Here is a 17,465-nt window from a genome sequence, read left to right on the forward strand (position 1 = left end):
TGGCGGTTGTGGCGAAGTGGTTAACGCATCGGATTGTGGTTCCGACACTCGAGGGTTCGATTCCCTTCAACCGCCCTTTATATTAATGGGCTATAGCCAAGCGGTAAGGCAACGGACTTTGACTCCGTCATGCGCTGGTTCGAATCCAGCTAGCCCAGTTATTGGCGGCATAGCCAAGTGGTAAGGCAGAGGTCTGCAAAACCTTTATCACCGGTTCAAATCCGGTTGCCGCCTCCAGGTTATTATGCGGGAGTAGTTCAACTTTTAGAACACATTCCTTCCCGGAATGAGATATAGGTGCAAATCCTATCTTCCGCTCCAATTTTAGATTTGCGGGAGTAGTTCAACTCTCAGAACACATTCCTTCCCGGAATGAGATATAGGTGTAAATCCTATCTTTCGCTCCATTATTTACTTCCATTGGGAAGTTTTTTGTTTATATATTGAGCCGGTGTGGCGGAATTGGCAGACGCGCGGGACTCAAAATCCCGTTCCTTTATTGGAGTGTCGGTTCGATCCCGACCACCGGTATTATTTTATATAATTTTAGGAACTTTTAGAGTGAGAATGTTGTTAAATCAGCGTTTTCACTCTTTTTTTATTTATTTAGACACATATAGACATTATTTTTTGGTCACATTGTGGTCACAAAACTATTAATTTAAGCTTAATTTTGGTCACATATTTAGTCACAAATTTTCAATCAATTTTAGTGCTTTTTTATTGTCTTGTTCGTATGTTTCTTTTAATAAATGTCCGTAATCTTTTAATGTTACATCTATAGATGAGTGGCCTAATCTTTTAGATATATAATATATATTTAATCCCTCATGTATTAGCATAGAAGCGTGTGTATGTCTAAATGCATGACTAGTTAGATTTCTATGTATATTTAGTTTGGAACATGCTTCTCTAATCGATTTATTAACTGATGAATTAGTAATTTGTTTACCATTATTTATAAATACATATCCTTCAATTGAAGAAGTATGATTTTCTATATATTTAAGTAATATTTGTATTAACGTTTTAGATACTGATACATATCTAGGTGCCGATTTATTTTTGGTACCGTTTAAAAATATTTCTAACTTAAATTCATTAATATCTTTTCTTGTTAAATTAATACAATCTGAAAATCTTCCACCAGTTTCAATCATTAATAATATCAAATGAGTAGAAGCTGAATAATATTTAGTCTTGCTTAAGTAATAATCTTTAATTTTCTTTAATTCATCTATGTTGAAAAATTTATCACTCTCTTGTTTAATAGGGGGTTTCGAAGATTCAACCTTAACATTAAATGTAAAATCTTTTGTTATTAAACCATCAAAAATAGCCGTACTAATTGCCTTAGTGATAAATTTATTTAATCTACTTAGTTGATCCTGACTTAAATTATCTTTAAAATTAGTTAAAAATAATTGATATTCATTTCTCGTTATTTTATCTAATGGTTTATCTTTAAAATAACATTCAACTTTCTCACAGTATCGACAATAATTTTTATAAGTTTTACTACTAACATATTCTTTTATGTAAATTTCTTTCCAATCATTTAAATATTTAGTAAGAGTAATCTTATTATTGGTAATTAATCCTTTCGTCAAATCATTTAATAGCTTATTTGCTGCTTGCGTAGCATCTCTTTTAGTCTTAAATGACGTTTTTCTATAACGTTTACCTTCAAACCTAAAATCATATTGCCAACTATTACCTCGTTTTGTTACTTTCATGATGTAGTTTCCTCCTCATAAAGAAATAAGGTAGGCTAGGCTACCTTATTGTGATGTTTTTTCTTTATCTAAAGTAACTGAATATATATGATGAATTATAAAGTCCTGATTTTCTTTTAATTCAACCTCAAATTCTTTAACTCCAATGTCTTCAGCTTCTTCACCTGATAAAAAGTATGATTTATCGGTAAAATTGTAAGTTAAAATATTTATGGTTCCACCATATTCACGTGGATAGGTAAGATGAACTTTATATTTACCTGGTTCAATATCTTTACCAACTATCCACATACCAGCAGATAATTTATTCATTTTTTTATTTTCTACTTGTTTAAATGTGGTTATCACTGTATTATCTAAACTTATTTTATCTCCCTTAAATAAATAAGTAGTTACAGAAGGTACTGTAGGTTTATTTTTAGTTCCATACTTATTTCCAAATTCTTCATTAAGTGATCTATAATTAGATTTTCCTTTAATAGCTATATATCCTTTATTATCTTTTGATTTAATTTCATAATGTCCTGGTTTAATGTCTTTACCAACCTCGTAATAACCGTCTTTTAGAGTAATTGTTTTAAAATTATCCAGCTTTATATTATAAAAAATCATCATTAAGATAAAACATATTAGGCCAACAATAAAAGTTATAATTGAAAATATTAAAAAAGGTTTATATCTTTTCTGTTTTATGCCTTTAACAAAAGTTATAGTTATGAAAGTAATAAATATAATAGATATTATTAACCATAAAATTGTAAATAAATTTGTTAACATAGTTGTCACTTCCTAGATGTTAATAAGTAAACAAGTTTCCTTAAGTATCTATTTGATTAAAATTCAATCTTTTGATTTGAAATATATTGAGAAAAGATAAATTAGAATATTTAATAGAGTAGAAATAAAGGTTTAGAAAAATAAAAGTAGTTGGAAGTTTGAAAAACTCACTTAATTTAAGAAGGGTAGTGCAATTATGTGTAATAACTGCATTTTCAATTTGATTTAAAGGGATTAATGAAGTTACTTTATTGCTTTGTGAATAATAAGATTCAGATGTTTCTCTAATATAAGATGAAGATGATAAGCGTTCATTAATATATAAATCATTACCTGAGATTAAACATTCTAATTTATTAGGCATCTCTATATATTTAATATTAATATCATCAATCAGCTCCTTATATTGATGCATAATTCTCACTCCTTATTTAGTTTTAGAAATTGTATATTGATTTTATATATATAACATCAACTCCTATATGAAAATTTAAATTATGCATAATTTTTATATAAAAAAGAGAACGCACTTATACTAATGGTTAATTTATTAGTAAGTTAGCGTTCTCTTTATTTATCGCTATTTCTTTTGCTTTTTATGTATTCAATGAAATTTATGATTTCTCTCATTTCATCTTCAGTAACATCAGGTGTAATATGTGCAGTAATTTGATTTTTGGATACTACAAAATTTTCTTCTGTTAATTCTGATTTTGGAACGTTAAAATAATCTGCTAATGTTTGTATTCTTTTAATTCTAGGATACTTTACTTCTTTAATCCAATTGGAAATTGTTGGTTGAGTAACTCCAATAGCTTCTGCTAACTCTTTTTGGTCCACATTTTTATTTCTCATTAATCGTTGAAGATTTTCAGAAAAAATTTTTCTAGCACTTTTAGTACCCATAGTAAAACTCCTTAATATTACTTAATGTAATATTAAGTTATCATATGTTATTAATTGTGACAACACTTTTGTTAACATTTTGATAAAATAAATTACATTTTGAGTTGACAACTATATAAAAGTAATATAAAGTTATATTCGACAAAAGGAGGTGGTTAATATGCTAGAACAATTAACAATAAAAAAATGGAGGGTTATGAATGACATGCTTCAACAGGACGTAGCTGATAAGTTAGGAGTAACAAGAAAAACTGTTGGAGAGTGGGAAAAAGAGGGCGCTAACATTAGTAATGTAACTGTCTATGCTCTAGCTAAATTGTTTAATATAGAGATTGACCAAATTAAAGTCTAAATTTTTTTGTTATATATATTACTTTATATAACATTTAAGGAGGTGTGATTAGAAATGATTGAGTTATTAAATCTAGATGTTTTGAATAATATCATTGATTCAAGAATTTTGATGAATTCACCACAAAATAAAGAAGATGAATTAACTGCCTGGTGGGATATTGAAGATTTAAAACGAGAATGTAAAAAAGGGAATCAATGGTGTATTGATATGCTTAATTATCCACCATTTAAAAATGAATTAACTAAGTTGAAAATTGTTTACTATCCCAAACATAATCGTGAAGGTTATTCAATGGTAGCAAAGCAAATGAAGCAATGGTTAATTGAAAATCACTCCATTATTAGAGAATCAGCTAGTATTTTTAGAACATCTTAAGGAGGTGACAACACTATGGATAAGTCGTTTTTAGCATTTATTATCGCTGATTTTATTTTTATCACTATGTCTATTCTATTAGGACTATTAGGCGTGTATTTTACAACTGCAATTGGTTGGGGTGCATTAATAGCAATTATTGCATTCCTATTTTATGACTTATACTTTTTTCGAAAAGTAATAAAGACCATTAAGCACGGCAATGCTTAACAGTCTATAAAAACTAAAAACCAACTAAATTATAACAACAATGGAGGAACACAACAATGAATATTGAAGAATTTATAAACAGTATTAATAAAATCAAAGAAATGTTATTTGAAAAAAATACAGAACATAGAAACGAAAATAAATAGTATGTATATTCAATTATTTCCACACCAAGAAAGAGCATTAGAACAAACTGAACAATTTAACAATGTTGCATACTATCTTGATATGGGTTTAGGTAAAACATTTGTTGGATCTGAAAAGCTATGGGAATTAAATTCGCCATATAATTTAGTGATTTGCCAAAAATCTAAACTAGAGGATTGGTATCAACATTTTAAAGAATATTATTCAGATGATTATAAAGTGATTTTATTTGATAGAGAAAAGCTCGAGTATATAGAAGAAAATTCAATTTTAATTATTAACTATGAAAAAGCAATCGTGAGACCTGAACTCAAAAAGATACGTAATTTCACATTACTTTTAGATGAGTCTCAATATATTAAAAATCCTAAATCACAACGCACTAAATTAATTATGAATGAACTAAAACCAAGTAACGTTATTCTTTTAAGTGGTACTCCGATTGATGGTAAATATGAAGAATTACTTACTCAAATTAATTTATTAGGTTGGAAGATAAAAGAGAAGATGTTTCTATCTCACTATACATATAGAGAGTGGGACGAAAAAGAAATGAAATATAAAATTGTTGGTTACAAAAATATAGATAGACTAAAACGAAAACTTAGAAATTATGGTTGTGTATTTATGAAAACTGAAGAAGTTTTTGATTTACCAAAACAAACTAACATTTTCTTAAAGCCTAAAAAGACTAAAGAATATGATGAATTTATTAGAGAGGGCATTGTTCAATTAAAAGATAGAAAACTTATCGCAGAAACAGCGTCAGTAGGAACTATGAACGCTAGATTATTATGTACGGCATTTAACCAAAATAAGTTATCAATGTTGAAAGATTTATTAGAAAGCACTGAAGATAGGTTGATTATTTTCTATCAATACAATTTAGAAAAAGAAGCTATTGAAAACGTAGTTAAAGAGTTAAACAAACCAATATCTTATATTAATGGTGATTTAGTTGATAAAAATGCCTATGAGAATAAAAAGAGCAGCATAACGTTAGTCCAATATCAAAGTGGTAGTTTTGGACATAATTTACAAAAAGCCAACAAAATAATCTTTTTCGGATTACCAAACAGAGTTTCTTTCTTTGAACAAAGTCGAAAAAGAACACATAGGATTGGACAAGAGAGATCGTGTTTTTATTATTATATGCTAACGCTAGGCACATATGAATGGAAGAATTATCAAACTTTAGTAGACGGTAAAGATTACAACGATGAACTATTTAAGGAGGAATGAGAATGATTGAAAATCTTAATTTAAGATATACCGAAGATATTTTAAATAATACGAATTGGATTAATAAAGATGGTGAAATTTTAGATCCTATCTCAATGGACGAAGGACACATACAAAATACATTGCGTCTTTTATATAGAAACCGTGATCAACTTTGGTTAGGTTGTAGAGATTTTACATTAATAGATGTATATCTAAATGGTGAAGACTTCTTTCAAAAAGTTATACGCAAATCTACTTTATGGAAATCATTAATTAAAGCATTAAATAAACCTTCTACATCATTTAACTTTGATTATGAAGGTGGTTCTATTGAGTAAAACATACAAGAATGAAGCAACATTTCAAAATGATGTCATGCAATTTTTAAAGCATAATCCTAATGCGTTTGCAGTTAAATATTGGGCAGGTAATAAGTTTACAGTAAATGGTATTCCTGATGTACTGGCTTGTATTAATGGTGTATTTCATGGCATAGAACTTAAAACAAATAATGGTGTTGTGAGAGGTATTCAAAAAGAGAGAATGAAACAAATCAAGTTAGCAGGTGGAGAAGCTTATGTTTTACGTCCGAAAGATTTTGAAGAATGGAAAAGGACGTGGTTTTAATGCAATTCAGTTATTCAAGAGTTGATTTGTTTAAACGTTGTCCATATCACTTCAAATTACGATATATAGATAGGCTTACAGAATTACCAAACTATGAAGCTAATAGTCCACTTATTGTTGGTCATGCACTTCACACCGGAATTGAAAAAGGTAAAAAAGCCATGCTGAAAGAGTTTTATAACGCTTTTCCACTAGTGACTAATGATGTGATTAATGAAGCCATTAAGTTAGAACATAATTTAGAAAAAGCTGAAGAATGGTTAAGTGATTTTAATAACAGCTTTAGCTTCACTGGTGGTTATGAATTTATACATGAGTATGAAATAAATAAACCTGAATTTATTGGTTTTGTCGATTTAATCGTAAAAAGAAAAGGTACGAATGATATTGCAATCATTGACTTTAAATATAGTAATGCGATTGAAAAATATAAAGAATCACCTCAATTACAAATATATAAGTACTATCTTGAACAAGAGGGATATAACGTTATAGCAATGGGCTATTTATTCTTACCTAAAACAAGCATTAGACAAAAGAAAGATGAAGACTTAATACAATTTAGAAAAAGATTAAATGTAACTATGAGAAAGCTTAAAACTACATGTTTAAAAATAGAGCCTCAAGAAATGGAAATTATCTATTTCTTAAATGAATGTAAAGAAATTAAAAAAGCTATTCAAGAAAAAACTTTTAACTGGATTAAAAACCCTAACGATGAATGTTTTGCATGTAATCCTAGATTTGCACCAGAGTATTTAGAACAACTAAGAGATGATAAAGGAGAATTAATAATGACATTACCTAAAAATATAAGACGAGAAAAGAAAATTGATGAACGACCTGACTTTTGGATATACGGAGATTCATATGTAGGAAAATCAACATTTGTAGATCAATTTGACGATTTGCTATTTTTAAATACTGACGGAAACACAGATAATACTACATCGCCAGTTATTAATATTAAAGATGAAGTAGTAAAAGAGGGACGCATTACTAAACGTACATTTGCATGGGAACAATTTTTAAATGTAGTAAGTGAACTAGAAACAGATAAAGATAGTGGTTTTAAAGCAATAGCTATTGATTTATTTGAAGATTTAAGAGAACACTGTCGTATTTATGTATTCGATAAAAACGGGTGGGAACACGAGTCTGACGGTGGATATGGTAAAGGTTGGGCAATGGTTAAAACAGAATTTAACAATGCTATCAAACGACTTAAAAATTTAGGTTACCAAATTATTTATATCAGTAAAGAAGTTAAATCAGAAACAACTCTAAAGGGTGGGGCAGTACGTACAAACTTTATACCTAATATTGATGATAAAACTGCCAACTTTACAACAGGCACAGTAGACTTAACAATTCGTGCATTTATGAATAGTGACGGTGTAAGACTACTTCAACTATCTAAACAACGCAATGTGTTCGGTGGTGGTCGATTTAACTTCTTAAATGATACATGTGAATTAAGTAAAGATGAATTTATTCAAGAATTAATAAATGCTCAAAAAGTATCACATGCAAAAATCACTGCTAAAACTAAACCAATAAAAGAAGAAATTAAAGAAGATAAATCAGTAAAACAAACTGTTAAAGAAGAAACTAAAGATACTGAAGAAGTACCACCAGGCGAAACAATTACCGATAAAGAAGAAGTGATTGAAGAGCCTAAAAGAAAAACAAGAAAAAGAAAATCATCAACTAAAGAAGCAGTAGAAGAAGCTAAAGCTGAAGAAAAAGAAGAAACATTAGATGAAAAACCAAAACGTACTCGTAGAAGTAGACGTAAAAAAACTGAATAATAAATTGGAGTGATTGAAATGAAAAAGGAATTAAACACAACTGAACAACATTTTGCAACAACTAGAAGTGAAGCAGAACGAATTATTGAACAAGCTAGAGATGAAGAAAAAAGCAACTTAACATCACAAAAAATTGATAGTAAAACCAACAAATACGGTGAGTATTTTGTAGTTACACTCAAATTTACTTACAACACACCTAAAGACATTATGGCTTACGAATAATATTTATACAAAATCAACAAGAATAACAACTAGTAAAGGAATGAATTAACTATGATTGAAACAATTAACTGGGATAAATTTGATAAACAAGTAGATAGTGAAGAAATTAAAAGTGCAGTGGAAGATGCTAAAAAGAATGATTTTCCTGATATTCCTGATGGCGAATATGAAGTAGCTTTAGAAGATATGGTACTTAAAACAAGTAAAAATGGCGATCCAATGTTAACAATTACATTTGTAATTTTAGAAGGGGAATTCGCAGATAATAAGATTTGGTATAACGGTGTAATGCAACCAAAGAATGAAAAGGCAATTGGTTTCCAAGTACATAAAAATAATGTGTTTTTACGTAGTTTACTCGATTTAGCTGAAGACGATGAGAGTAGAGTGTTTTTTAAAGGTTTCAAACAATACAATGATTTGGTACTAGATTTAGCTGAAGAACTTGTCGAAGCAGAATTTGCACTAGAAATTACTACAGATAAAAAAGGATATCAACAATATAAAATAACTGAAGTTTTTGACGTAGAGTAATCAAAATGAAATAGCCCGATTAACGTCGGGCTATCTCTATAATAGGAGCGTGATTACAATACTATTTTATGATTTTGAAGTATTTAAATACGATTGGTTAGTTGTGATTATTGATTCAGAAACTAAAGAAACACATGTTATTATTAACGATAAAGAAGAATTAGAACAGTTTTATAAAATTCATAAAGGCGATTTTTGGATTGGTTACAATAGCAGGGATTATGATCAATGGATATTAAAAGGTATATTATCCGGTTTTAATCCTAAAGAAATAAACGATTTTATAATTGTACAAAAGAAAAAAGGTTGGGAATTCTCACGACTGTTACACAAAATTAAATTGCTAAATTATGATGTTCAAACTAGTTTTCATTCCCTTAAACAATTAGAGGGTTTTATGGGCAATGATATTAGAGAAACAACAGTCAACTTTAATATTAGAAAGAAACTTACGCATGAACAGTTAACTGAAGTTGTTAAATATTGTAAACACGATGTACAGCAAACTATTCAAGTTTTTATGAAACGTTTTGAAGAATTCCAATCACATGTTGCTTTAATACAAACCTTTGATTTACCTATGAAAAATATTAGTAAAACAAAAGCTCAATTAAGTGCAATAATACTAGATGCTAAACAACCAAAAGTGAATCGTGATGATGAAATGGAATTCTCAATTCCTAATAACTTGAAAATAAATAAGTATAGAGAAGTCGTTACATTTTATGAAACCACAAGAGATTATGATAAATCACTAAAAACAACTATTGCTGGAGTGCCTCATGAATTTGCATGGGGAGGATTACATGGCGCAAGAAAGAATTACTTTGCAAATGGTTATTTTTTAAATGTAGATGTAGCTTCATATTATCCTGCTCTAATGATTGAATACGACTACTTGAGTAGAAATGTACCTAATAAGAAAAAGTACCGTCAAATACGAGATAAACGCCTAGAATTGAAAGCTAAAAAAGATAAAAGACAAGCACCTTTTAAAATCGTACTTAATAGTACTTATGGAGCGATGAAAGATAAATATAACGGGTTATATGATCCTAGACAAGCGAATAACGTTTGTATCGCAGGTATGCTATTGCTATTAGATTTAATAGAAAAATTAGAGGCACACTGTGAAATTATTCAAAGTAATACAGACGGTATTTTAATTAAAATGAGTAGTTTAAATGATTTTGAATTAATTGATGATATTTGTTTTGAGTGGGAAGAACGCACACACATGGAACTTGAATTCGATCATTTTACACATGTTATTCAGAAAGATGTAAATAACTATATTTTGGTTAACGATAGAAAGAATATTTATAAATCAAAAGGAACTTATGTTAAGAAACTAAATGACCTAGACAATGATTTACCAATAGTTAATAAAGCAGTTGTGAATTACTTTATTAAAAACATACCCGTTGAGAAAACTATTCGTGAATGTGATGAACTTATTCAATTTCAAAAGATAGTTAAAGTGAGTGGGAAATACAAACACGCTTTGTATGGTCATAAAGTGATGAATGAAAGAGTATTTAGAGTGTTCGCCTCTAATAACAGTAATGATAAATCGTTGATGAAAGTTAAAAATGATAAACCTGAAAAGATTGGCTATACACCTAATAAATGTTTTATTGATAACAAAAATATTGCTCAGAAAAAAACACCCCCTCATTTAGATAAAGAATGGTATATTGCAATTGCTAAGAAGCGTATTAATGACTTCAAAGGTGAACATACAAAGCAACTTGAATTTAAGATTTAAAGAGGTTTTGTGAATGAAAAAAATCAAAGTACTTATAAACCGTGAAGGTTTAGATAAATATTTATTAGCACATAATATGACACTGTTAGATTTGGCTAATGCTATTTATATTGATCGTACGTACATGTATAGATTAGCAAATGGTAAATGTTATGTATCAGGACGGATAAGAGAATTAATTATGAGACATTTAAATACTGAATTTGAGGATATTTTTATAACTAAAGAAATTACTTATGTAGACAGACGATTTAAAATACCTGAATTACACATAAGTAAAAGTGAACTAAATCAATTGTTGGATAGTCAAAGTAAAGAAATAACTATAGGTAATGAAAAAGTCATGATTAAGATTATAGACTAATAAAAAATTAAAATAAAAAGGGTGTTATATATGAACGATAAATTAAATCAACCTAAACATTATCAATTTGGAAAATTTAATGCGCATACCATTATTGAAACAGTAGCCAAAACATATACTTCAACAGCAGTTTTTTATCATGTTGGTAATGCTCTTAAATATTTATTACGTGCACCTAGAAAAAATGGTTTAGAAGACCTAAAAAAAGCGAAAAAGAGCATCGAGTTTGCAATCAACTGCTGGAAATAATTATATATGAAAGAGACAAAATTATTGTATATTTGGGAGCCTATCTATAATAAAACAACAATAGTTACAAAAGATTATTTTAAAGATTTAGTAGGCAATAAGAAAAGTATTTCATCGTATATTGCTAATGCAATTAAAAAAGAAACATACTTACCAAAATTAAATTGCTATATCTCTAAAGAACCTTTGACAGTTTCAGAAAAAAGAAAGCGAATTGCTAAATTGAAATTTAAAAATGAAATTTGGAAAGAAAGTAACTTAAGTGGTTTATTCATTAGTAATGAGGGTCGATTTAGAAGAAAAACGTTAACTGGTTATATATACACGTTCCCTTACTTACGTAAAAATCAAATGACTATTAAATATCAAAGTAAAGAATATGTAGTCAAACGATTAGTCTACCAAACGTTTATCGGTATCTTAGAAAATGATGAACGAATTTATTCTAAAAATGGAATTAAAGAAGATTTTAGACCTTCTAATTTAAAGAAAGTATCAATGACAGAATTAGGTGAATTGACAGGGTATAAATCAAAGAGTAAAGGAATAGTTTATGTATCTAAGAAAGGTAAACTAATAAGAGAATTTAAAAGTACTAGAGAAGCTGAAAGAATTACTTTATATAACAGACAAACAATTAATGAATCTTGTAATAACGCTAGAAAGAATTATCACAGCTTAGGATATAGAGCATTTTTATGGTCAGATGAGTATTACAATAATGTCAAAGAAAATTAGATTAAACATCTAAGAAGAATGACAACTTAGTAAATTAAGAGTAAAAATAATGGAGGATAAGTAAATGAATAATAAATTAAATCAATTAGTAAAGAAAGTAGAACAATGGAGTATTGATAAAGGTTTAAGTAATGGCAATTCAGATAGACAGGCTTTGAAATTTTATGAGGAAGCGGGTGAAGTTGCTGCCGCATTATCACGTGGAAATAAAGAAGATTTAAAAGACGGTATAGGCGACACTGTAGTGACATTAATTATTCTAGCCCAACAACATAATATGAGTTTAGAAGAATGTTTACAGTGCGCCTATGATGAAATTAAAGGACGTACTGGTAAGATGATAAACGGTACTTTTGTTAAAGATGAAGATTTGAAGTAATAACGGTGTAAAGTTTTTCAATCTATATCGATAGCTTCGAGCTTTTTAATGTCTTTAGTATAAATTAAAGTTTGCTTTGTAGTTAAGTTTCTAATTGGGTAAATAACTATGAATTCACTACTTTCTGAGACGATATCAATACCTGGATAAATTTTTCCATCTTCTGTGACTAATAAGGTACTTTTATCATTTTCAAAATTTCTTCTTACAATATCTCTAATAGTAGTACTCATTAGTAAGGTCACTTCCTTTAAATAAAGTATATACATTATATCAGAAAACAAAATAATAAAGGAGTAAAAATATGACAGAATTAATATTAATTGTATCAACATTAATTTGTGTAATAAGTTTTTATCAATTTTTGAATACAATGAACAACATTATAGCGTATATTTATGTGATTATTTTAACTGTTTCTTTAGCAATTACAGTTTCATTTGCAATTGGTTATAACTATTTAGAATTATTACTTACATTCCTATTTGCACTCGTTTTTATCACAATTGGAGATATTAATAAGCGAGTGAAAACCATAAATAAAAAGTGAAAAACTTAATTAATATAGATGAAATTTAAGGCTAGTGTTAAAACTAGCCTTATTTTAGAAAGAAGGTTTATCAATATATGAGTAAAGGCGAAACTTATCAAACTAATTATGACTACACAGAACAATTTAAAGAACTTCATAATACTTTAGATCATCAATTAACTATTGATGAAACTAGAGAATTATTAATGTTTTATCAAAAAGTATTGGATAGAGTTGAAAAAGAGACTGATATAGTACTTGATAAGATTTTAGGCCCCAAAACAACTTAGAAATGACATTCATGAAAGGAGGTTTACTCATGTATAAAGGTTATTTAAAGTCGAGTGGCAAGCGTACTATTACAACTTTTAAAGATAATAAAGATGTGTTATTAGACTATAAACAAGCTAGAGCATTAAAAAGTTTTGTTGGTGTGTTAGATGAAGATTACATTATGGTTGATGTTGATGATATGAATGAAGCACAGTTATTACTTAATATCATTGAAGATGAACAAATTAAATGTAATATTCTAGAAACTGACAATGGTATGCATTTTTATTTCAAAGGTTATAACATGACCAATAATAAAACTAAGAATTTTTCAGCTATTGGTATTATGTGCGATTATAAGTTAGGAATTAAAAACAGTTGCGACCCTTTAAAAATTAATGGAGAGTTTAGAAAATGGCTTAAACGTGTAGATGAAACTGAAATTGATGAGTTGCCAAAATGGTTAGAAGCGTCATTTAAAACTGATCCAGGTTTCACTGAACTTGCAGAGGGTGACGGACGAAACCAAACGTTATTTAATTACATTCTTAAATTACAACAAATAGCGATGAGTAAAGAGGAAATACGAAATACAATAAGGTTAATTAATAAGCATGTGCTATTTGAACCTATATCTGATAAAGAATTAGATATTGTTTTACGTGATGAAGCTTTTTTAAAAGAATCTTTTTTTATTAATGGTAAATTCCAACATGACTTATTCGCTAAATACCTTATTAATGAGTATCACATTATTAGAATAGCAGATATTTTGCACATTTATATTGACGGTTATTATTCTGATAAACAAGACGATATAGAAAGATTAATGATTAAACATATTCCTGGTTTAAAAAAGATACAACGACAAGAAACGCTATCTTATTTACAGCTACAGACTGAACAAAAAGAATTATCACCAGCGAATTATTTAACACTAGCTAATGGAATATATGATTTAAATACTAATTCAATGCAACCATTTACACCTGAAATAATTGTAAAAAATAAAATACCCGTTCCATATATGGAAAAAAGCTATCATGAAATCACTGATAAAACATTTAATAAGTTAGCAGTAAATGACCATGAATTAAGAAATTTATTTGAAGAGATTTTAGGTTACACATTATTTAGACGTAATGAATATGGTAAGTTTTTCATCTTAACGGGTGGTGGAAGTAATGGTAAATCATCATTCTTAAAGATTTTACGTGCATTAGTCGGCGATACCAATACTTCAAGCGTCGCACTTAAAGATTTAAATGGCCGTTTTAAAACAGCAGAATTATTCGGTAAGTTAGTTAATCTAGGCGATGATATTGGAAAGGGTTTTATTAAAGATAGTGCAGAACTGAAAAATCTAGCTACAGGTGAAACATTAGTCGTTGAGCGTAAGGGAAAAGACCCTTTTGATTTACGTAACTATGCAAAGCTTATTTTTAGTGCGAATGAAGTACCAAGAATTGATGATAAAACAGACGGACTTAACAGACGTTTAATGATTGTACCTTTTAAAGCTAAATTCACGAATAAAGACGATGATTACGACCCATTCATTATTGATAAGTTACTAAGTCCTGATTCATTACAGTATTGTTTAGTCATGGCTATAAGAGGATTAAAACGATTGTTAAAAAATAATTGCTTCACCAAACCTAAATCAGTAACAGCAGAAATAGAAGCATACAAAGAAAGAAACAATCCCGTTTTAGCATTTCTTAATAATGAAGAACCGAAACTGGAGAATGAATCAACTAAAGATATCTATACACAATACAGTGAATACTGTGTTGAATATGGTTATAAGTCTGTGAGTAGAATTGTATTTACTAAAGAAGTATGCCGTTTAAAAAAAGTAGTTGTTAAAAGGATAAGACAAGAAGGAGATAGAATATATATATTTGTCCCGTTATAACAGGACAAAAATTTAACTAACGGGACAGGTTACGGGACACCTTTAAGGCTAGCAATATCAATGGTTCAAAGACGTTTGAAAATTAACTGTCCAGTTTATCCTGTATGGTTTCAATTTCTTATATGAAAAGACTACTATATAAAATATTATATATAAAAGAAATACTATATATATACGGGACACCTAAAATGTACTTGAACCGTTGATATATAAGGGTTTAAGGCGTCCAGTAAGGTATTTTTATTTAAGGGACAAATAAGTTTTAATGTATAATATAACTATATCAGTGTAATAAGTAAAATTATAAAGAGGTGCTTTTAATGTTAGATTTGTTAATGTCGTACCTATTAAGTAAAAATAAAGTTTTAAAGAGAATAAAAAATTTAATGCAGTGTGATGTTGTAGACATTAACGAACTTGCATTAAACAAACAGATATTAAGTGATATTAATTATGTGATTGAATGGTTGAGAGAGGGACATGAGCCTAATAATTATAATGCGATAGATAAACGTCAATGTTATTTAGTTAATCCTGAAACGATTGAAAAGATGATTGATCAGTCAATGTACCAAAAACAGAGTGAAGATGAATACAGTGATTTTATTTACGATGTTAATCATCAATCTTATTACGCTTTAATGAAATTAACTAAGCAAGAGCTAGAAGTTTTCTTAATGCACGAGTGTGAACAGTTAAGTTTAAATGATGTAGCAGGATTATTAAACATTAGTAAAAGTGCTGCACAAAGTTATTTAAAGAGAGCAGTTAATAAAATTAATAGTGAGATGCAGTGTAATTTGTTTTTATAAATTTTTGCTATACGAATGATACATTAGTGAGATAGTTTTAACGACGACTATCTCAAGCTGTTGTGATTCTCATGGTATGTTCCTCCTTTGAAAAGTTATTTTATCTTACACGAAGAGCGTCCGATAGAACAATCGGGCGTTCTAAATTTTAAATAAATAGTGTAGTATATAATATAACTATAAATAAAGAGAGGTTATATAATATGTTAACTTTAAGCAAAGGAATAGAACCAGGTGATTGGTTAACTTTTTTTGGAACATTAGTAGGTGCATTAATAGGTGCATTAATAGCTGGAGGAATCGCTATATACGTAGCACATCTTCAGAACAAACATCAAAACAACTATATCGAAAAACAGAATGAGTTAGATAAAAGAGTTAAAAAATACGAATTAAATACTAAGATGATAAATGATTCAATGCATAATTTGAATGATAATTATTTTAGGGTTACAAAATTATACTATGATTTACTAACCGAAAAAGATAAAGATTCACAACGTAGATTAGTAGGTGAACTAATAGCAACTAAAAATAAAATCACTAATTATACAATCACATATAAGGATTATTTGTTAAAAAATACGGATTTTTCAAATGATTCAAACGATTTGAAAGAAGCTACTGATAAAGTAATTAATAAAACTAAAAGTTTTGGTGATGAGTTAGCGCGTATTGGTTCAACCTCAGAGGTGAATGGGGTTAATACAAGCGACGTTAAATGTATTGGTGAGAATATAAAATCAATGGCACCTTTGATATATAAATTAAACCAAGAATTACAAAATACATTATCTCAGCAATTAAAACGTACTTATAAATAAAAATATACTCATCAGATTTTTTATACCGTGTATAAAATAGTCTGATGGTTTTTTATATACCCTAGAAAAATTAGAGGTGGGTTAGTTTATAGATATTAAAAAAGCTATAGTAAAAATTATACTGAATAAACAATACGATAAATAAACATTGGTTTTAAAAATTTATCCAGTAAATTTTGTTAGGATAAATTAATTTTAGATATTGATCATGAAGAATTGATTTAGTAAATAATTATATAAACTTAAATACTTGAGGTGGTTAAGCAATGTTGGAGTTAGATACTAAGGATAAACGTAATAAGTTCTATCATAGCACTGATTGGAATCAATTAAGAATGAAAGCTTATTTACGTGACAATCGTGAATGTCAACATTGTAAAGCTGAAGGTAAAGTAGTTAAAGGGCAGAATGTACATCATATACAACCTATTGACCTTAGACCTGATTTGGCTTTGAACATTGATAACTTAATTACTTTATGTATTGATTGTCACAATAAGGTTCATGGTCGTGTGTATGGTGGAAGCCGTAAGCAATGGAATGATGAACAATGGTAAGTAATATACATAGATGTGTGTATGACGTCTTAGATATATAGATTATATAGTTAACTTGTATTATTGATTGTTGAAATGAATTTTAAAATTTAATTTTTAATTTTCATTTTTTTCGTTTTTAGTT

25 protein-coding genes and 6 tRNA genes are annotated in these 17,465 nt (G+C 28.5%); 26 read left to right on the forward strand and 5 right to left on the reverse strand.

Annotated elements, in window-relative coordinates; genetic code table 11:
* Window positions 1–2: 2 nt before the first annotated feature.
* The 6 genes from HMPREF2897_RS05070 (at window position 3) to HMPREF2897_RS05090 (ending at window position 531) form a co-directional block, all read left to right on the forward strand.
* Window positions 3–75 (forward strand) — tRNA-His (locus HMPREF2897_RS05070).
* 11 nt (window positions 76–86) lie between these two features.
* Window positions 87–158: transfer RNA gene (locus HMPREF2897_RS05075), tRNA-Gln, on the forward strand.
* Window positions 159–163: 5 nt separating this feature from the next.
* Window positions 164–237: transfer RNA gene (locus HMPREF2897_RS05080), tRNA-Cys, on the forward strand.
* A gap of 9 nt (window positions 238–246) precedes the next feature.
* Window positions 247–321: transfer RNA gene (locus HMPREF2897_RS05085), tRNA-Gly, on the forward strand.
* Between the two features lie 11 nt (window positions 322–332).
* Window positions 333–407: transfer RNA gene (locus HMPREF2897_RS12945), tRNA-Gly, on the forward strand.
* Between the two features lie 40 nt (window positions 408–447).
* Window positions 448–531, forward strand: a tRNA-Leu gene (locus tag HMPREF2897_RS05090).
* 158 nt (window positions 532–689) lie between these two features.
* Here HMPREF2897_RS05090 and HMPREF2897_RS05095 read toward each other — a convergent pair.
* From HMPREF2897_RS05095 to HMPREF2897_RS05110, 4 genes are all read right to left on the reverse strand, one after another.
* A complete protein-coding gene (locus HMPREF2897_RS05095) occupies window positions 690–1,736 on the reverse strand; it encodes a tyrosine-type recombinase/integrase (protein ID WP_070592760.1) in 1,047 nt (348 codons plus the stop codon).
* 45 nt (window positions 1,737–1,781) lie between these two features.
* Window positions 1,782–2,351, reverse strand: a complete 570-nt coding sequence (locus HMPREF2897_RS05100) for a hypothetical protein (protein ID WP_002484511.1) — start codon at window positions 2,349–2,351, stop codon at window positions 1,782–1,784.
* A 202-nt stretch (window positions 2,352–2,553) separates the two neighbouring features.
* Window positions 2,554–2,928: a hypothetical protein gene (locus tag HMPREF2897_RS05105; RefSeq protein ID WP_002446812.1), complete on the reverse strand. Its 375-nt coding sequence runs from the start codon at window positions 2,926–2,928 to the stop codon at window positions 2,554–2,556.
* 155 nt (window positions 2,929–3,083) lie between these two features.
* Window positions 3,084–3,419, reverse strand: coding sequence for a helix-turn-helix domain-containing protein (locus HMPREF2897_RS05110; RefSeq protein ID WP_070592761.1), 336 nt, complete (start codon window positions 3,417–3,419; stop codon window positions 3,084–3,086).
* Window positions 3,420–3,579: 160 nt separating this feature from the next.
* On the opposite strand from HMPREF2897_RS05110, the gene HMPREF2897_RS05115 reads away from it, so the two are divergent.
* From HMPREF2897_RS05115 to HMPREF2897_RS05180, 14 genes are all read left to right on the forward strand, one after another.
* Window positions 3,580–3,771 (forward strand): helix-turn-helix transcriptional regulator, encoded by a 192-nt coding sequence (locus HMPREF2897_RS05115; RefSeq protein ID WP_002446810.1) that lies wholly within the window; start codon window positions 3,580–3,582, stop codon window positions 3,769–3,771.
* 54 nt (window positions 3,772–3,825) lie between these two features.
* Window positions 3,826–4,149, forward strand: a complete 324-nt coding sequence (locus tag HMPREF2897_RS05120; protein WP_002446809.1) for a DUF771 domain-containing protein — start codon at window positions 3,826–3,828, stop codon at window positions 4,147–4,149.
* A 15-nt stretch (window positions 4,150–4,164) separates the two neighbouring features.
* On the forward strand, window positions 4,165–4,359 hold the full coding sequence (locus HMPREF2897_RS05125) for a hypothetical protein (RefSeq protein ID WP_002446808.1): 195 nt from the start codon (window positions 4,165–4,167) through the stop codon (window positions 4,357–4,359).
* A 147-nt stretch (window positions 4,360–4,506) separates the two neighbouring features.
* The gene (locus HMPREF2897_RS05130; protein WP_070592762.1) at window positions 4,507–5,748 is read left to right on the forward strand and encodes an SNF2-related protein; all 1,242 of its coding nucleotides are present in this window, start codon (window positions 4,507–4,509) and stop codon (window positions 5,746–5,748) included.
* A gap of 2 nt (window positions 5,749–5,750) precedes the next feature.
* Entirely contained in the window at window positions 5,751–6,068 is a 318-nt protein-coding gene (locus HMPREF2897_RS05135; RefSeq protein ID WP_070592763.1) for a hypothetical protein, read from the forward strand.
* Window positions 6,061–6,357, forward strand: coding sequence for a VRR-NUC domain-containing protein (locus HMPREF2897_RS05140; RefSeq protein WP_070592764.1), 297 nt, complete (start codon window positions 6,061–6,063; stop codon window positions 6,355–6,357). The genes HMPREF2897_RS05135 and HMPREF2897_RS05140 overlap by 8 nt, the downstream gene beginning before the upstream one ends.
* Entirely contained in the window at window positions 6,357–8,168 is a 1,812-nt protein-coding gene (locus HMPREF2897_RS05145) for an AAA family ATPase (RefSeq protein WP_070592765.1), read from the forward strand. Before HMPREF2897_RS05140 ends, HMPREF2897_RS05145 begins: the two co-directional genes overlap by 1 nt.
* Before the next feature lie 18 nt (window positions 8,169–8,186).
* The gene (locus HMPREF2897_RS05150; RefSeq protein ID WP_002501708.1) at window positions 8,187–8,393 is read left to right on the forward strand and encodes a hypothetical protein; all 207 of its coding nucleotides are present in this window, start codon (window positions 8,187–8,189) and stop codon (window positions 8,391–8,393) included.
* A 51-nt stretch (window positions 8,394–8,444) separates the two neighbouring features.
* Complete coding sequence (locus HMPREF2897_RS05155) at window positions 8,445–8,927, forward strand: DUF669 domain-containing protein (protein WP_070592766.1); 483 nt, start codon at window positions 8,445–8,447, stop codon at window positions 8,925–8,927.
* Between the two features lie 49 nt (window positions 8,928–8,976).
* On the forward strand, window positions 8,977–10,695 hold the full coding sequence (locus tag HMPREF2897_RS05160) for a hypothetical protein (protein WP_070592767.1): 1,719 nt from the start codon (window positions 8,977–8,979) through the stop codon (window positions 10,693–10,695).
* 13 nt (window positions 10,696–10,708) lie between these two features.
* Window positions 10,709–11,059, forward strand: coding sequence for a helix-turn-helix domain-containing protein (locus HMPREF2897_RS05165; protein WP_002484590.1), 351 nt, complete (start codon window positions 10,709–10,711; stop codon window positions 11,057–11,059).
* 30 nt (window positions 11,060–11,089) lie between these two features.
* Entirely contained in the window at window positions 11,090–11,308 is a 219-nt protein-coding gene (locus tag HMPREF2897_RS05170) for a DUF3310 domain-containing protein (protein WP_070592768.1), read from the forward strand.
* A 6-nt stretch (window positions 11,309–11,314) separates the two neighbouring features.
* Window positions 11,315–12,046, forward strand: coding sequence for a hypothetical protein (locus HMPREF2897_RS05175; RefSeq protein WP_070592769.1), 732 nt, complete (start codon window positions 11,315–11,317; stop codon window positions 12,044–12,046).
* 64 nt (window positions 12,047–12,110) lie between these two features.
* Window positions 12,111–12,425: a MazG-like family protein gene (locus tag HMPREF2897_RS05180; protein ID WP_070592770.1), complete on the forward strand. Its 315-nt coding sequence runs from the start codon at window positions 12,111–12,113 to the stop codon at window positions 12,423–12,425.
* 17 nt (window positions 12,426–12,442) lie between these two features.
* Here the strand turns inward: HMPREF2897_RS05180 and HMPREF2897_RS05185 are convergent, their stop codons facing one another.
* Window positions 12,443–12,658: a hypothetical protein gene (locus HMPREF2897_RS05185; protein ID WP_002486511.1), complete on the reverse strand. Its 216-nt coding sequence runs from the start codon at window positions 12,656–12,658 to the stop codon at window positions 12,443–12,445.
* A 71-nt stretch (window positions 12,659–12,729) separates the two neighbouring features.
* On the opposite strand from HMPREF2897_RS05185, the gene HMPREF2897_RS05190 reads away from it, so the two are divergent.
* From HMPREF2897_RS05190 to HMPREF2897_RS05215, 6 genes are all read left to right on the forward strand, one after another.
* Window positions 12,730–12,975, forward strand: a complete 246-nt coding sequence (locus tag HMPREF2897_RS05190; protein ID WP_002484606.1) for a hypothetical protein — start codon at window positions 12,730–12,732, stop codon at window positions 12,973–12,975.
* A 77-nt stretch (window positions 12,976–13,052) separates the two neighbouring features.
* The gene (locus tag HMPREF2897_RS05195; protein WP_070592771.1) at window positions 13,053–13,247 is read left to right on the forward strand and encodes a hypothetical protein; all 195 of its coding nucleotides are present in this window, start codon (window positions 13,053–13,055) and stop codon (window positions 13,245–13,247) included.
* A 29-nt stretch (window positions 13,248–13,276) separates the two neighbouring features.
* The gene (locus HMPREF2897_RS05200; protein ID WP_070592772.1) at window positions 13,277–15,148 is read left to right on the forward strand and encodes a DNA primase family protein; all 1,872 of its coding nucleotides are present in this window, start codon (window positions 13,277–13,279) and stop codon (window positions 15,146–15,148) included.
* Between the two features lie 320 nt (window positions 15,149–15,468).
* Window positions 15,469–15,960 (forward strand): sigma factor-like helix-turn-helix DNA-binding protein, encoded by a 492-nt coding sequence (locus HMPREF2897_RS05205; protein ID WP_070592773.1) that lies wholly within the window; start codon window positions 15,469–15,471, stop codon window positions 15,958–15,960.
* 203 nt (window positions 15,961–16,163) lie between these two features.
* Entirely contained in the window at window positions 16,164–16,784 is a 621-nt protein-coding gene (locus tag HMPREF2897_RS05210; protein ID WP_070592774.1) for a hypothetical protein, read from the forward strand.
* Window positions 16,785–17,050: 266 nt separating this feature from the next.
* Window positions 17,051–17,341, forward strand: coding sequence for an HNH endonuclease (locus HMPREF2897_RS05215; RefSeq protein WP_002446790.1), 291 nt, complete (start codon window positions 17,051–17,053; stop codon window positions 17,339–17,341).
* Window positions 17,342–17,465: the final 124 nt, after the last annotated feature.

Origin of the sequence: Staphylococcus sp. HMSC065D05 (assembly GCF_001813195.1) — a bacterium.
Lineage (GTDB): Bacteria > Bacillota > Bacilli > Staphylococcales > Staphylococcaceae > Staphylococcus > Staphylococcus epidermidis.

Excerpts from the sequence above, each read along its gene's own strand:
- HMPREF2897_RS05165 (WP_002484590.1), top strand. The coding sequence starts at position 10,709 with ATGAAAAAAATCAAAGTACTTATAAACCGTGAAGGTTTAGATAAATAT.
- HMPREF2897_RS05125 (WP_002446808.1), top strand. The coding sequence starts at position 4,165 with ATGGATAAGTCGTTTTTAGCATTTATTATCGCTGATTTTATTTTTATC.
- HMPREF2897_RS05135 (WP_070592763.1), top strand. The coding sequence starts at position 5,751 with ATGATTGAAAATCTTAATTTAAGATATACCGAAGATATTTTAAATAAT.
- HMPREF2897_RS05185 (WP_002486511.1), bottom strand. The coding sequence starts at position 12,658 with ATGAGTACTACTATTAGAGATATTGTAAGAAGAAATTTTGAAAATGAT.
- HMPREF2897_RS05180 (WP_070592770.1), top strand. The coding sequence starts at position 12,111 with ATGAATAATAAATTAAATCAATTAGTAAAGAAAGTAGAACAATGGAGT.
- HMPREF2897_RS05120 (WP_002446809.1), top strand. The coding sequence starts at position 3,826 with ATGATTGAGTTATTAAATCTAGATGTTTTGAATAATATCATTGATTCA.
- HMPREF2897_RS05175 (WP_070592769.1), top strand. The coding sequence starts at position 11,315 with ATGAAAGAGACAAAATTATTGTATATTTGGGAGCCTATCTATAATAAA.
- HMPREF2897_RS05170 (WP_070592768.1), top strand. The coding sequence starts at position 11,090 with ATGAACGATAAATTAAATCAACCTAAACATTATCAATTTGGAAAATTT.
- HMPREF2897_RS05155 (WP_070592766.1), top strand. The coding sequence starts at position 8,445 with ATGATTGAAACAATTAACTGGGATAAATTTGATAAACAAGTAGATAGT.
- HMPREF2897_RS05150 (WP_002501708.1), top strand. The coding sequence starts at position 8,187 with ATGAAAAAGGAATTAAACACAACTGAACAACATTTTGCAACAACTAGA.
- HMPREF2897_RS05215 (WP_002446790.1), top strand. The coding sequence starts at position 17,051 with ATGTTGGAGTTAGATACTAAGGATAAACGTAATAAGTTCTATCATAGC.
- HMPREF2897_RS05210 (WP_070592774.1), top strand. The coding sequence starts at position 16,164 with ATGTTAACTTTAAGCAAAGGAATAGAACCAGGTGATTGGTTAACTTTT.
- HMPREF2897_RS05190 (WP_002484606.1), top strand. The coding sequence starts at position 12,730 with ATGACAGAATTAATATTAATTGTATCAACATTAATTTGTGTAATAAGT.
- HMPREF2897_RS05105 (WP_002446812.1), bottom strand. The coding sequence starts at position 2,928 with ATGCATCAATATAAGGAGCTGATTGATGATATTAATATTAAATATATA.
- HMPREF2897_RS05100 (WP_002484511.1), bottom strand. The coding sequence starts at position 2,351 with ATGATGATTTTTTATAATATAAAGCTGGATAATTTTAAAACAATTACT.
- HMPREF2897_RS05205 (WP_070592773.1), top strand. The coding sequence starts at position 15,469 with ATGTTAGATTTGTTAATGTCGTACCTATTAAGTAAAAATAAAGTTTTA.
- HMPREF2897_RS05195 (WP_070592771.1), top strand. The coding sequence starts at position 13,053 with ATGAGTAAAGGCGAAACTTATCAAACTAATTATGACTACACAGAACAA.
- HMPREF2897_RS05145 (WP_070592765.1), top strand. The coding sequence starts at position 6,357 with ATGCAATTCAGTTATTCAAGAGTTGATTTGTTTAAACGTTGTCCATAT.
- HMPREF2897_RS05095 (WP_070592760.1), bottom strand. The coding sequence starts at position 1,736 with ATGAAAGTAACAAAACGAGGTAATAGTTGGCAATATGATTTTAGGTTT.
- HMPREF2897_RS05130 (WP_070592762.1), top strand. The coding sequence starts at position 4,507 with ATGTATATTCAATTATTTCCACACCAAGAAAGAGCATTAGAACAAACT.
- HMPREF2897_RS05115 (WP_002446810.1), top strand. The coding sequence starts at position 3,580 with ATGCTAGAACAATTAACAATAAAAAAATGGAGGGTTATGAATGACATG.
- HMPREF2897_RS05200 (WP_070592772.1), top strand. The coding sequence starts at position 13,277 with ATGTATAAAGGTTATTTAAAGTCGAGTGGCAAGCGTACTATTACAACT.
- HMPREF2897_RS05110 (WP_070592761.1), bottom strand. The coding sequence starts at position 3,419 with ATGGGTACTAAAAGTGCTAGAAAAATTTTTTCTGAAAATCTTCAACGA.